This is a genomic window from Rothia sp. HMSC066G07 (assembly GCF_001814485.1).
GTDB lineage: Bacteria > Actinomycetota > Actinomycetes > Actinomycetales > Micrococcaceae > Rothia.
Window position 1 is genome coordinate 274,488 of record NZ_KV816922.1, and the last position, 14,477, is coordinate 288,964.

The following is a 14,477-nucleotide window of genomic DNA, read 5'->3' on the forward strand; positions in this document are numbered from 1 at the left end:
GGTATCGCCGCCCCGCTTTTTATGCCCCTTATGACTCGATAGGTTGCCCCAATAGTTTGGGAGAACATGCTGAGTCGAGACTTCTTTTCGTTATCCGCCTCGTTATCAGGAGAGAGTATGCCTCGTTCTTTTGACGACACCCAGCCTGCAGAGGCGCCCCCTGTGGTTGAGCGCCAGCCGATTCTGGCGGACCGCAGCTACAGCATCATTCTGGAGACCTTTGAGCGGCGCCTGCGCCTGGGTGAGTTGCGTGTGGGCGATAAGCTCCCCTCCGAGCGTGAGCTGGCGGCACGGCACGGTATCTCCCGCCCCTCGGTCCGTGAGGGTTTGAGGGTTCTGAACGCGCTGGGTCTGATTCGTTCCAGCACGGGTTCGGGACCGAAGTCGGGCGCGATTATCATTTCTGAGCCGTCGGATGCGCTCAGCTGGGCGCTGCGCATGCACATTGCGACCCGTAGCCTGCCGGTGAAGGACGTTGTCTCAACCCGCTTGCTGCTGGAGGGCCCTGCGGCGCGTGCGGCAGCTGCCGCGCCGGACACTCCGGAGCGTGCGGCGGCGCTGGAGCGGGCGCGCGTGCATCTGGCAGAGATGGATGAGCAGATCAGCGATGAGCGCTTCCACTTCTGCGATACGCGTTTTCACTATGAGCTGTCGAAGCTCGGCGGCAATATTGTGCTTGATACGGTTATTGACTCTCTGCACATGGCGACGATGAGCTATGTGCAGGAGGCAGTTCCTTTCTTGAAGGATTGGGAGGCGGTCAAGCGCACGTTGCAGCAGCAGCATTACGGCATTATTGAGGCGATTACCTCTCACGATGAGCAGGCGGCCTATGAGCGGGTGTGCGAGCACATTACGTGGTTTTATTCGCTGTCTGACCGTGCTGCGGAAGAGCGGGCGCGGCAGCATCCGGCGCGGGATATTCTGCACGAGGATTTGTGCCACGAGAACATTCACGCCGGCTAGGATGTGCCACTCAACCTCATAACCCCACATAGCTAAAGGGCGGTGCCCCGGAAGAATGACCTTCCGGGGCACCGCCCTTTAGCTATCTCAAAGACTTATTCGGTCCGAAATATTGAGTTTAGAACTTCGTGCCGGTCAGACGCTCATACGCCTCAACGTAACGGGCACGAGTCTTCTCCACAACCTCCTCAGGCAGGTGCGGCACGTTATCCGAACCGTCCCAACCCGCTTCCGGGGAACGCAGCCAGTCACGCACATACTGCTTATCGAAGCTCGGCTGTGCACGACCCGGCTCGTACTGGGTCGCATCCCAGAAACGCGAAGAGTCCGGGGTCAGCACCTCATCACCCAGGGTGATTTCGCCGCGGTACGAATCGGTACCGAACTCCATCTTGGTATCCGCCAGAATAATGCCCTGCTCGCGAGCAATCTTCTCGGCAGTGGTGTACAGGCTCAGGCTCAGCTCCTCCAGGCGCTCACCCACCGGCTGACCCACCTCAGCGTACAGCTCCTCACGGGTCACCAGCTCATCATGCTCACCCACCTCAGCCTTACCGGTCGGAGTGAAAATCGGGGTCTCCAGGCGGGAACCATCCACCAGACCCGCAGGCAACTTCACACCAGCAATCTCACCAGTCTCGTTGTACACAGCCAAACCCGAACCGGTCAGGTAACCGCGCACAATGCACTCCACCGGGAACATGTTCAGGGAGCGGCAAATCATTGCTCGACCAGCCACAACATCCGGAACGTCAGTGGACAGCACGTGGTTCGGAACCTGCTTGAGCTGCTCAAACCACCACAGGGACATCTGAGTCAGAATCTTGCCCTTATCCGGGATCTCGGTGGGCAGAATACGGTCAAAAGCGCTAATACGGTCCGAGGCAACAACCATGACCGAACCGGCACGCAGCTCAGCGTCATCATTGACGGTCAAGCCGGTAGCATCAAAACGTTCCTCATTCGGAACATACAGGTCGCGGACCTTACCGGAATAAATGTGAGTCCAGCCCGGGATTTCCACGGGGTTAGAACGAGAAGTCATGAGAATTTCTCCTGATGAGGTGGTGTGATGTGGATGCAAAAAGTCTGTGTAATTACAATACCGCGACAGGCACGGCTCCCGATAGTGCCATCAGTCACCGATACGGCACAATCTTGTGAGCCCAACCTGCCCCGGTCGCCGCCGACAGTACCCCGAGCTGAGGAAATGAACCCGGGAAAAGCTGAGACTGCGAGGGATAAAGAAGCGAGTGGCAAAGAAGCGACCGGCTCCCCCACCCTCAAGCGGGGAAGCCGGTCACCTTAGGTTTTAGCCGCGCGGAGCGGGAATGTGGATGCGGTTCTCCACAGCCTTCAACGCGATATCGGTACGGTACTGCGCGCCAGCCCAGGAGATAGCGCGAACACCCTCGTAGGCGGCATTACGGGCGGCAGCCAGGTCATCGCCGAGAGCAACAACAGCCAGCACACGACCGCCAGCAGTCAGCACACCCTCCTCAGATGCGACAGTACCCGCGTGAATCACGTGCACGCCCTCCAGGGTGTTCGCCTCATCCAGACCGGAGATAACGTCACCCTTGCGGGGAGTGTCCGGGTAGTTCTCAGCAGCCATAACCACGTCAACCGCGGTGCGGGGATCCCAATCCAGCTCGGTACCCTCAGAAATTTCACCGCGAGCAGCCGCGCGCAGCAGCTGACCCAGCGGGGTGCGCAGACGCGCCAGAACCGCCTGGGTTTCCGGGTCGCCAAAGCGTGCGTTGAACTCGATAACGCGCACGCCGCGGCTGGTCACAGCCAGGCCGCAGAAGAGCACACCCACGAACGGGGTGCCGCGCTCAGCCATACGAGCCACGGTCGGGCGGGCAACCTTCTCCACAACCTCCTGAACGAAGCCCTCAGGCAGCCAGGGAAGCGGGGTGTAGGCGCCCATACCGCCGGTGTTCGGGCCCTCGTCGTTGTCGAAGATGCGCTTGAAGTCCTGAGCCGGGGACAGCGGCAGAACGTTCTTACCGTCAGAGATGACGAAGAGGGACACCTCGGGGCCGTCCAGGAACTCTTCGAGGACCACGGTGCCGCCAGCGTTGAAGCAAGCCTGAGCGTGCTCCAGTGCCGCGGTGCGGTCCTCGGTCACCACAACGCCCTTACCCGCAGCCAGGCCGTCGTCCTTCACCACGTAGGGTGCACCGAACTCATCCAGTGCCGCCTGCGCCTCAGCGGCGTTCGATGCCACGTAGGCGCGGGCAGTCGGTACGGAAGCCTCTTCCATGACCTGCTTAGCGAAGGCCTTGGAACCTTCCAGCTGTGCGGCAGCTGCGGAGGGGCCGAAAACGTCAAAGCCCGCCTCACGCAGTGCATCGGAGACACCTGCGACCAGGGGCGCCTCCGGGCCAATAACGACCAGGTCGGCGTTCAGTTCGCGTGCCAGGGCGGTTGCCTGGGCGGGGTCATTCGCATCAATTGCGTGGACGGGAACATCCTGGGCAATGCCGGCGTTGCCGGGGGCGCTGTGCACCTCGGTTACCTCAGGGTCGCGCAGAAGCGCTCGAATAATTGCGTGTTCGCGGCCGCCGGGGCCCAGTACCAAAACCTTCATAGTATTTAGGGTACCCGGTACCCTCTCAAAAATGTGAGCTGAGCACACTAAAAATGCGGCCCTTCTCATGTAGCGGCACATTCGCAAGAATGCACGCTAGAGAAGAGCCGCACAGCGCGGTAACCGAAGCTACCGAATCAAGCTAAACCTTAGATGAGGGCGGTAATAGCAGCCACACCACCGAAGACAATACCCGGGAGGTTCGCGATGATGATCGGGACGTCCTTCTTGGGGCGCCACAGACCGTACAGAACCCACAGGGTGCAGTTGATAGCCGCGACCAGGGGCTGAATCCAGTCGCCCTTGTGACCGCTCAGGTTACCGATAATCTGCGGGAAGTAGAAGACATACATGAGCACGGCAGTAATCGAAGCGACTCGCGCAAGAATGGGGAAAAACTTGGCGTGAAATTCAGATTCAGCGCTCATGCCGCTTTTTTCTGCGGTGTTCTTAGGGGTGGTGGAAGAAGAGTTGTTCTGCTCTGCCATAAAATTACCTATTTCTGATGATCTAGTGTGCGTATTATCTGGTGCTGTCGTTCTCGCAAACAGTGGAGACGTAGATGATGGGAGGATCTGTTCTAGGTGGCTCCAGGATAGGTGGCGCTAGGATACATGGCGCTAGGAAGGGGCCGCTCCCATTTTGAGAGGTATGCGCAGACCTCACGGGTATACTCCACGAATATTCTATTCCTCCCCATGCTAAAGACGTAACCCCTACCACCAATTAATATGAGAGGTATCACATATACAGCTCACTGTCGGTCAAAAAATATCACATAAACATCCAAAAATAAGGATGAATCCGCCCCACCCTTACAAGCAACGTTCTGCACGGAAATATTTGCGGGGATACCATTCTGAGCCGCCCTATACGCGTAAAACCGCGTACATAAGGCAGAACAATACACCCCTTAAACTAGAAGAATGACCAACAGCACCACCCCACAGGCAACCACTCACACCACCAACCCCAGCAGCGTCTTCGACGTAGAACTCGCGCAGCTCACCCGCAACAACTTTGTTGAGGCACGCCACCGCGGCCGCCTCATCCTCCTCAACCCCGACGGCGATGTACAGCTTGCCCTCGGTGATATTCACGAGCCCTTCTACCTGCGCTCCGCCGCTAAGCCGTTGCAAGCCATCGGATCTATGAAGGCGGGCGCACCCCTGCGCGGTTCCCAGGTCGCCATCGCCTGCGGTTCGCACCGCGGCACCTTCGAGCAGATGCGCGCCGTACAGGACGTGCTCACCCAGGGCAGCACCGAAACCAACCCGCTCACCCCGGCAAACCTGGCGCTCAAGCCCACGCTCCCTGCCGATAAGCAGGCACGCCAGGCAATGACTCAGGCGAACCTCGCCGCTACTGCCCTGGCGCACCCCTGCTCCGGCAAGCACGCCGCATTCCTGTGGGCGTGCACCGCCAAGCTTGAGCGCGGCGACCTTGAAGAGGGCTCGCAGAACTGGACCCTGCACAACTACCTCGACCCCGCACACCCGCTGCAGCAGGTCATCACCGAAGAAATTGAGGCGTTCACCGGCGAGCCGGTAGCCGCCATCGGCGTTGACGGTTGCGGCGCACCCGTGCACGCCGTCTCCCTTGCCGGTGCCGCACGCGCCTACTCGACCCTGGGTGCGGCAATCCGCAACCTCGGGGCGGATGCGCGCGCCTCCACGGTCGCGACCGCCATGGTGGATTACCCCGAGCTGATTCAGGCACCCGGATCCCCCGACACCGTGCTCAGCGAAGAACTGGACGCAATCGTCAAGGGCGGCGCGGAGGGTGTGCTCTGCATTGGTCTGCGTTCGGGCGCGTCCGTGGTGGTGAAGATGAGCGACGGTTCGCACCGCGCTATGTACGTCGTGGCTCTGCGTGCTCTCGTTGCTGGCGGCTACCTGAGCGCCGAGGAATGCGAGCGCCTACTCGCGCTGGTGGTTCGCCCGGTGACCGGCGGTTACGTGAACGACAAGCCGGTTGTGGTGGGTGAGCTGCGCGTACATGAGGAGCTCTTCACTCGCGAGGATTTGGCTCCCGGCGCCGCGGAAGAGGACTAATCGTGGCGATTCGACGTAAGACTAGCGAAGAAGCGGGCATGGCGGCGGTACGCGAAGTGCGTGCCTTCTTTGAGGCGCAGCGTGCGGCAGCCGGTGAACTTGCAGATTCGCATGCCCGAGGCGAGTACCTGCTGAACAGCCCCGAGGTGGAGCAGGCGTTTGCCGCGCTCCCCCGCCCGGTGCGCGCTACCTTTGTGCGCTTCACCCTGGAGGAGCTGGCAACCCTCGCCCCCGGCAATAGTGTGGAGGTGCGCGTACCCCCGCTGGGCGTGACCCAGTGCGTGGCGGGTCCTCGCCATACGCGCGGTACCCCGCCGTCCGTGGTGGAGGCGCGTCCACTCGTGTGGGCGGCGCTGGTTCTGGGTGCCTGTTCGTGGGCGCAGGCGGTGAGTGCCGGTGCGCTGGATGCGTCGGGTGAGCGCAGTGACCTTTCGGGTTTGTTGCCGCTCTTCTAGAGTTCGCTACGAGCTCACAGGTCCACGCAGTTTTCGTGATTTGGCGTGTTTGGTGCCTGTTCTAGTGGTCCATCCTGAGGTATTTAGCGCATCTTTCACCGCATCGGCTCCGAAACCCGGTACACTTTTAAAGGTCTGGTGTATGCTACGGCACACACAGGCAGGTGTGAGTGCGGCAACACGCCCTAATCTTGCGCTTGCACAGACGCATCCGCAGTCCCATCGTCGAAAAGAAGTGAATTGATTCGCCCCGACGGAAAACTCACTCACGACCTCGATCCAATTGACCACGGCCCCAAGGACGCCTGCGGCGTCTTCGGTGTCTGGGCTCCCGGCGAGGACGTGGCAAAGCTAACCTACTACGGCCTGTACGCGCTCCAGCACCGCGGCCAGGAATCAGCAGGTATCGCAACCAGTAACGGCAAACGCATCCACGTGTACAAAGATATGGGACTGGTCTCCCAGGTCTTTGACGAAGCCACCCTCAGTTCCATGCCCGGCGACCACGCTATCGGCCACGCCCGATACTCCACCACCGGCGCATCCCACTGGGCTAACGCACAGCCGACTCTCGGTACCACCCCGCACGGTACGCTCTGCCTGGCGCACAACGGTAACCTCACCAACTCGGCAGACCTCTACGAGCGTCTGATTGAAAAGAACGGCGGCAAGCCCCCCAAGCACGGCGAACTCGCCCAGGGCAACACCACCGACACCGCACTCGTCACCGCCCTGCTGGCGGAGCACGACTTCGACTCCCTCGAAGAAGCAGCACTCGACCTATTGCCGACCCTTCGCGGTGCTTTCTGCCTCACCTTCATGGATGAGCACACCCTCTACGCTGCACGCGACCCGCAGGGTGTACGCCCCCTCGTGCTCGGTCGTCTGGAGCGTGGCTGGGTTGTCGCATCCGAAACCGCGGCACTTGATATTGTCGGTGCGTCCTTCGTGCGTGAAGTGGAGCCCGGCGAGCTCATCACCATTGATGAGAACGGTCTGCGTTCCCAGCGTTTCGCAAAAGCTAAGCCCGCCGGTTGCGTCTTCGAGTACGTTTACCTCGCTCGCCCGGACACCACCATCTCCGGCCGTAGCGTCTACGAATCCCGCGTAGAAATGGGCCGTCAGCTTGCCCGCGAACACGCTGTTGAAGCTGACCTGGTCATGCCCACTCCCGAATCCGGTGTTCCGGCTGCTATTGGTTACGCCGAAGAGTCCGGCATTCCCTACGGTAACGGCCTGGTCAAGAACGCCTACGTGGGCCGAACCTTCATTCAGCCCTCGCAGACTATCCGCCAGCTCGGTATTCGACTCAAGCTGAACCCGCTCAAGTCTGTGGTTGCCGGTAAGCGCCTCGTCGTTATTGACGATTCCATTGTTCGCGGTAACACTCAGCGTGCCCTCGTGCGTATGCTCCGCGAAGCTGGCGCGAAGGAAGTGCACGTGCGCATCTCCTCCCCGCCCGTGAAGTGGCCTTGCTTCTACGGTATTGACTTCGCTTCCCGCGCGGAGCTGATCGCTAACGGCCTGTCCGTGGACGAAATCGCTTCCTCCCTGGGTGCCGATTCGCTCGGCTTCATCTCTCAGGACGGCATGATGGCAGCCACCGAGCAGCCCGCCGAAAACATGTGCACCGCATGCTTCACCGGCAAATACCCGATTGAGTTGCCGAGTGAGGAACGACGCGGCAAGTCCCTCTTCGACTCCGCGGAGAAGGGCAAGGGCGGACCCCTCGCCGGCAAGGCAGCTGAGGTAACCGTGGAGCGCCCCGTCCCCTCCAAGCCTGAGCATGCTGAGGCCGTCTCCATTGAGACCCGCGAAGGCACCGAAACTCTCGAAACGAAGTTCGACCCTTCCGCAGTACAGGTTGCCGCAGACGACGCCGGTATGGGCATGTGCAACCCCGGCCCCGACGCCGACCTCGAGGCATTGCTCACCGAGCAGGACCGCATCCCCGCAAACTCCTCCGCTACCGCTACCCCGAAGGAATCCTCATGAGCGAGAACACCACCACCGTAACCTACGCGAGCGCAGGTGTTGACGTAGAGGCTGGCGATCGCGCCGTTGAGCTGATGAAGGGCGCTATCAAGGCGACCCACAACTCCTCCGTCGTTGGTGGCGTGGGCGGCTTCGCGGGCCTGTACGACGTCTCCGAGCTGGTCAAGTACCGCAAGCCCTACCTGGCTACCTCCACCGACGGTGTGGGCACCAAGGTCGCTATCGCGCAGGCTCTGGATATTCACGACACCATCGGCTACGACCTGGTCGGTATGGTCGTGGACGACATCGTCGTGTGCGGCGCTAAGCCCCTGTTCATGACCGACTACATTGCCACCGGCAAGGTCGTTCCTGAGCGCATCGCTGATATTGTGCGCGGTATCGCGGGCGCATGTGCACAGGCTGGCACCGCCCTGGTTGGCGGCGAGACCGCTGAGCACCCCGGTCTGCTCGCTGAAGACGAGTACGACGTTGCGGGCGCAGCAACCGGCCTGGTCGAGGCGGACGAGCTGCTCGGCCCCGACCGCGTGCGCGAAGGCGACGTGCTGATTGCTATGGCGTCCTCCGGTATTCACTCCAACGGCTACTCCCTGGTCCGCAAGGTCCTGAACGTTGCCGGTTGGGGCCTGGAGCGCCAGGTGGACGAGCTGGGCCGCACCATCGGTGAGGAACTGCTCGAGCCCACCCGCGTGTACGCTGCGGACTGCCTGGACCTGGCGGCGGCGTTCCCCGTCAACGGCGAAGACGGCACCACCGGTAGCGGTGTGCGCGGCTTCTCGCACGTGACCGGCGGCGGCCTGGCCGCTAACCTGGCTCGCGTTCTGCCTCAGGGCCTAGAGGGTCGCGTGGACCGCTCCACCTGGCAGATTCCCGCAATCTTCTCCCTGATCGGCTCGCTGGGCAACGTGCCCCTGGCTGACCTGGAGCGCACCCTGAACCTGGGCGTGGGCATGATCGCTATCGTTGACCCCTCCGTGGCTGAAGCCGCTACCAAGCGTCTGAACGACCGCGGTATCCCCTCCTGGATCATGGGCGATGTTGTTGCCGCCGGCGAGCCCGAGGCAAACAGCGCCGACTACATCCAGGGCGCTAAGGGCGTGGACGGCGGCGCGGTCCGCCTGCTGGGCTCCTACGCATCCTAAGGACGCTTCTTCACGCAGTGAGCGAGCGCCAGCCTGACGGGTGCTGATAATTGCTGATGCCGGGGCGGTCACCTCTACGGTGGCCGCCCCGGTCTTTGTGTGTCTACCGGCGGGGCGTGCTGTCCCGTGTGTTTAATGCCAGCTTTTTATTTATTTTCACGCGTATTTTGGGCTATTTTTATTTTTTGCTATCAATTGCATTTTTAATGCATTCTAGTGCTTACACCATAGTGTTAAAACATTTATTTTTCTCCCCTATCAGCAAGAGGTACCGCATATCCTGCCTCGCATATTCCAACCCTCAAGCTTTACTTATATAAACTCTCATTCATTGGGTGCTATTCAGCCTCCAGAGGTTGATTTTCTGTACATTAACCCGTGAAAAGCACCTCAAAAATCCCTCAAGTTCACCTTGAAGTGATACCTTAGAAATGTACGTTGCACACCGTCCAAAAAGAGTTCTTCCGGTACGCAAAAAGGGTCAAAGAAACGCTATTCCCTCACCCCATTCATTACTTCAGCGCGCCCAAAAAGGCCTCTTTTACTGCCCCGTAAAAACCCTATACGCACCTCGCGCACCTACAGACGGAAACACCAGTACACATCACACAGTCCGCATACCACCTACATCAGGAGAACCAGATGAGGCTTCCATACATCGGCGCGCAGCGCACCGAAACACCTCCTCACCCCTGCATCGATAACCACCGCATCGATAATCGCCGCCGTAAGCGCCCCGCACGCGCAGCGCTGAGCCTGCTCGCCGCCGGCGCCATCCTCTTCGGAGGCGACCTGCCCGCCGTCCTCGCGCAGGCACCCAGCGACGAAGCCATCCTGGCAGCAGCTCAGGCAGCGCCCCAGATTGAAGGCCCCGTCAGCCCCCTCACCCTCACACGCAACGGCGTAACACGCCCCACCACCCCCACCGCGGCGGCACCCGGCACGCTCCCCCAGCAGAACTTCGACCGATTCATCGTCACCTACACCAACGAAGCCAAGCAGCGCAAAATGCTGCGCGACGGCGAGTGGGACGCAGTCCGCGGCATCGTTGACGACATCATGGACACCGTCGACGTCGTCAGCGAAGCACTGAACGTCGACACCAAGTTCCTGCACAACACCTCCACCGATGACGCCGTCATCCAGACCTCCAAAACCCTCAACAAAAACGAGGCGAAGGAGTTCATGGCGAAGGTCGCCTCCGACCCGGACGTAGCCTCCGTCGAGCCCGACTACATCAACTACCCCGCCGCAGAAGGTGACATCACCTTCCAGTTCAACGACCCGCAGTACAGCAAGCAGTGGAACCTCACCAACCCCACCACCGGCGTTCAGAACACCGGTAACGCGCGTCTGCGCCGCGGCGCAAACGTGAAGGTCGCCGTACTCGATACCGGCTACGTGCCGCACCCCGACCTGGTTACCGGCATGGCGAACGGCTACGATTTCGTCAGCGACCCGCTCAGCGCCCGCGACGGCGACGGCCGCGACCCCAACCCCAGGGATGAAGGCGACTACGCGCCCTACAACCTCTGCAAGGACCAGGCGAACGCCCACACCTCCACCTGGCACGGCACCAGCGTTGCCGGCATTATCGGTGCCCGAGGCAATAACCGCATGGGCATCGTCGGCGTTGCCGACCTCGCCCGCGTGCAGCCTGTGCGCGTACTGGGCCGATGCGGTGGCCGCACCTCAGACATTGCCGACGCCATCATCTGGGCTGCCGGCGGACACGTTGACGGAGTACCGGACAACACCTACCCCGCCAAGATCATCAATATGTCCATCGGCACCGTAACCCAGTGCCCCGCCGCGTACCAGCGCGCCATCAACATTGCACGCTCCAAGGGCGCAATCGTGGTCGCCGCGGCCGGTAACGGCAACACGGAGGCGTCCAAGTACGCGCCCGCCAACTGCATGGGCGTCATCACGGTTGGTGCAACCACCAAGGCTGGCACGCGAGCTTCGTTCTCCAACTACGGCACGAGGGTTAACATCTCGGCACCGGGTGAGGACATTCTCACCCTGTCCATGAAGAGCCTCGACCGCCCGGATTACACTAAGTTCAGCTACGACTACGAGAGCGGCACCTCCATGGCGGCACCGCACGTCTCCGCTCTGCTGGCGCAGCAGCTGGTCAACGGCACCTCCATCACCACCAAGCAGGTTGAGGAGGCGTTCACCCTCGCGGGGGGAAACCGCATCAAGTGCGATAAGTATTTCTGCAGCCGAGGTATTATCAACAGCTTCAACCTGGCTAAAAAGGCTGGAAACTTGGACGCGAACGGCAAGGTAACCTACCTGCGACCGCGCAAGACCATCAAGGTGATCTCTAAGGGATTGAGCGCAGGCGCATCTAACACCAAGATTGCCGATAGATCCGCCGACGACGAGGCAGCCGAAGCAACCACAGAAGCTCTCACGGCAGGAACCAACGGCGAGAGCCTCACCGGTGACTACGACCGGCTTCCCGGCGCACCCGCCATGGAAATCCCCGAAGATGCCCAGGTCTACGACCTGAACGGTGACGCCGAGCCCATCACCCAGGACGAACCGCTGGTCACCAACCCCGCGCAGAAGCCCCGCGAGGTCAATGAGCAATAAGCTATCCGCTACCGACACCCCATCAGGCCCAGTCGACAGCGCATAGTAAAAGCCCCCGATGAGAGAACTCATCGGGGGCTTTTCGTATCTAAAACGAGTTTTGACTAGCGGCGGTTACCGGTCGCAAAGCCCAGGTAGCCAGTGTTCGGGTATGCACTGCTCGGGTAACCGCTGCTCGGGTAGGTGTTCGCAGAAGCACCGTACCAGGAGCGGTAACGCGGGGTGTGGCCGTGACGCGGACGCGACGGGTAGGAGGGGCGAGTCACCGGGCGGGACGGGCGGGTCCTAGTCTTAGGAGCGGGGGTCACCTTCGGTGCAGGGGTTGCCTTAGGTGCGGGGGCCTGCTGACGCTTAGCGTCCTCTTCAGCCTTCTTGCGTGCCGCCTCTTCAGCCGCCTTCTTACGTGCGGCCTCCTCCTCAGCCTTCTTGCGTGCCGCCTCAGCCGCGGCAGCATCCGCAGCCTCGCGGTCGGAACGGACCTGCTGAACCGCGCGCGCCGCATTCACAATGCCGGAACCGCACGCGGACTGGTCGCACTCAACACCCTGAGAGGTGGACTGCAGGGCCTTCTTCGTCTGAGCGTACGTCAGCTTCGGGTCGACCGCCTTCATGAGCGCCACAATACCGGCAACATGCGGTGCCGCCATGGAAGTGCCCTGGTACTCGGCGTAGTCAGCCTTACCGGGAGCGGTCTTACCGGCGTTCAGGGTGGAGAGAATACCGCCACCCCAGTAGCGGCGGTCGCCACCGGGCGCGCTCACGTCCACGCGGGAGCCGTAGTTGGAGAAGTAGGAGCGCTTGCCGTTCTTATCGGTTGCGCCCACGTTGATGACGTCCTCGCAGTTGCCGGGGCTGGACTTCGAGGCATCAAAGTTGTTGTTACCCGCTGCGACGACCACGATGGAGCCGCGCTTATTCGCCTGAGCAATCGCCTGGCGGTACGGGGTGGTGCAGGTGCCCTCGCTGCCGATGGACATGTTAATGACCTGGGCAGGATGGTGGTTCGCAGGAACGCCGCGCACGCTACCACCGGCAGCCCAAATAATGCCGTCGGTGATGTCTGAGTCGAAGCCACCGCAGGCGCCCAGAACGCGCACGGGCACGATCTTCGCCTCGGGTGCCACACCGGCAATGCCCTCGTTATTGTTCGCAATAGCGGCAATGGTGCCCGCCACGTGGGTGCCGTGCCAGTCGGAGGCGGTCGCCTTCGAACCGGTGAAGCACTGGTCGTCCACAGTCCAGTTACCGGCGTCGGTCGGGTCGGAGTCACGGCCATTACCGTCGTTGGAGAACGCCGACTCGGCAATAAAGTCGTAGCCGGGCAGCACGTTAGCGTCCAGGTCCGGATGAGCGGTAATGCCGGAGTCCAGCACCGCCACGGTCACGCCCTTGCCGCGGGTGGTGCCCCATGCCTCCAGCGCGGAGACGCCCTTTTCACCGGTGAGGGACCACATACGGTTCATCTTCGGGTCGTTAATCTTGACGGGCTCCGCGGAGGTGTGATCCACGGTAGCATAGCGGCGCATATCCGGGGACACGGAGGCAACCTTGGAGTTCGCGCTCAGGGCGTCCATGTACTGCTGGGCCTGAGCGGGGGTGAGCTCTGCGGAGGTGGTGACCACGCTGGCATCCAGCGCGGTGGAGCGGACGTAGCTGGTCTTAATGTTCAGCAGCTCGTCAATGCTCTGCACATCGGAGGTGATGCCCGCGTAGAGTGCGTCGGTCCAGGTCGCCTGCTGGGTGCCGGCGGCTGCGGACCAGTCAATCTGGTCTGCGGTGGCGTCGGTGGAGGCGGCATTCTTCGCCTCATCGGTGTAGGTGATGATGAAGCGGTTGTATGCCACGGGCGCGGACTGGGTGACCTGCGCATTATTGGAAATCTGGGCGGCGGTAGAAGCCTGTGCCGCCGCAGATGCCTTGGCCTGGTTAGCCTGCGCGGTGGGTACTGCCACGGCGGGGATAACACTTGCCGAAAGCAGGCAGGTTGCGGTGACGAAGCTCAGCAGGGAACGCTGTGAGGAGCGTGCCTGCGAGGGGCGAGCAATGCGAAGCATGAACGTCCTTGAGGTGAGTGGTACCGGGTGCGCACGATGCGGCGTAGCGTTGCCGACTCGCGTTGAGGGCGCGGGTGTGCGTTCGGTACGAGTGAATACGGAAGAGTGAGGTGTTGGTGCGTAGTGCGGGTTGCGTTGTGGGTCCACAATGTGCATGCACGGGTACGCACCGTGAGATACTCTAGCACCCTTTTCGGGTTACTTTATGAATAAAATAACCTTTGTGATACAGGTCATTTTATGCAAAGATGAGTAAAACTTAAATCTTTACTTTAAGTCCATGAGAATAGTTCGACTAGGCATTTCTTTATCTGCATTTACATGAAAGAAAAATCTCATTATTTACGCCACACTATCGAGTTTTAGCCGCTTCACACATAGGAAAAGGTGCTAGGATAGCGATATCTCACCACATAAATTACTTCCGAAGAACTCCCGCACGGGGGTTTAGAGAAAAATACACATCAATGCAGTGATGTGCATTTTCTTTTTCTATTCGCTCCTCACAAGCAAATACGCAAAAGAATGCAAATATTTTCTCGAAGGTGCATTTATGTGAGTGGATGACCAACCCACTTGCCGCTTCCGGCACTCACATACGCAAAGGACCC

The 14,477-nt window shown here is 60.7% G+C and carries 10 protein-coding genes; 6 read left to right on the forward strand and 4 right to left on the reverse strand.

The window, feature by feature from the left end; all coding sequences use genetic code 11:
* Window positions 1-117 precede the first annotated feature (117 nt).
* A complete protein-coding gene (locus HMPREF2971_RS02715) occupies window positions 118-966 on the forward strand; it encodes a FadR/GntR family transcriptional regulator (RefSeq protein WP_070542905.1) in 849 nt (282 codons plus the stop codon).
* A 118-nt stretch (window positions 967-1,084) separates the two neighbouring features.
* On the opposite strand, the gene HMPREF2971_RS02720 is transcribed toward HMPREF2971_RS02715, so the two are convergent.
* The 3 genes from HMPREF2971_RS02720 to HMPREF2971_RS09365 form a co-directional block, all read right to left on the reverse strand.
* Window positions 1,085-2,011, reverse strand: a complete 927-nt coding sequence (locus tag HMPREF2971_RS02720) for a phosphoribosylaminoimidazolesuccinocarboxamide synthase (protein ID WP_070507137.1) — start codon at window positions 2,009-2,011, stop codon at window positions 1,085-1,087.
* Window positions 2,012-2,278: 267 nt separating this feature from the next.
* Window positions 2,279-3,562: a phosphoribosylamine--glycine ligase gene (gene purD, locus HMPREF2971_RS02725; protein ID WP_070691130.1), complete on the reverse strand. Its 1,284-nt coding sequence runs from the start codon at window positions 3,560-3,562 to the stop codon at window positions 2,279-2,281.
* Between the two features lie 149 nt (window positions 3,563-3,711).
* Window positions 3,712-4,050: a SemiSWEET family transporter gene (locus HMPREF2971_RS09365; protein ID WP_083297876.1), complete on the reverse strand. Its 339-nt coding sequence runs from the start codon at window positions 4,048-4,050 to the stop codon at window positions 3,712-3,714.
* Between the two features lie 438 nt (window positions 4,051-4,488).
* Here HMPREF2971_RS09365 and HMPREF2971_RS02735 point away from each other — a divergent pair, with 438 nt between their 5' ends.
* From HMPREF2971_RS02735 to HMPREF2971_RS02755, 5 genes are all read left to right on the forward strand, one after another.
* Window positions 4,489-5,616, forward strand: coding sequence for an asparaginase (locus HMPREF2971_RS02735; protein WP_070691134.1), 1,128 nt, complete (start codon window positions 4,489-4,491; stop codon window positions 5,614-5,616).
* Between the two features lie 2 nt (window positions 5,617-5,618).
* Window positions 5,619-6,071: a sterol carrier family protein gene (locus tag HMPREF2971_RS02740; protein ID WP_065423878.1), complete on the forward strand. Its 453-nt coding sequence runs from the start codon at window positions 5,619-5,621 to the stop codon at window positions 6,069-6,071.
* A 240-nt stretch (window positions 6,072-6,311) separates the two neighbouring features.
* Entirely contained in the window at window positions 6,312-8,066 is a 1,755-nt protein-coding gene (gene purF, locus HMPREF2971_RS02745) for an amidophosphoribosyltransferase (protein ID WP_070598874.1), read from the forward strand.
* Window positions 8,063-9,208: a phosphoribosylformylglycinamidine cyclo-ligase gene (gene purM / locus HMPREF2971_RS02750; RefSeq protein ID WP_044150117.1), complete on the forward strand. Its 1,146-nt coding sequence runs from the start codon at window positions 8,063-8,065 to the stop codon at window positions 9,206-9,208. Before purF ends, purM begins: the two co-directional genes overlap by 4 nt.
* A 642-nt stretch (window positions 9,209-9,850) precedes the next feature.
* Window positions 9,851-11,812 carry a S8 family peptidase gene (locus HMPREF2971_RS02755; protein WP_070691137.1) on the forward strand — a complete coding sequence of 654 codons (1,962 nt, stop codon included), beginning with the start codon at window positions 9,851-9,853 and terminating at the stop codon, window positions 11,810-11,812.
* A 104-nt stretch (window positions 11,813-11,916) separates the two neighbouring features.
* Here HMPREF2971_RS02755 and HMPREF2971_RS02760 read toward each other — a convergent pair whose 3' ends face one another.
* On the reverse strand, window positions 11,917-13,866 hold the full coding sequence (locus tag HMPREF2971_RS02760) for a S8 family peptidase (RefSeq protein WP_070691139.1): 1,950 nt from the start codon (window positions 13,864-13,866) through the stop codon (window positions 11,917-11,919).
* Between the last annotated feature and the right edge of the window lie 611 nt (window positions 13,867-14,477).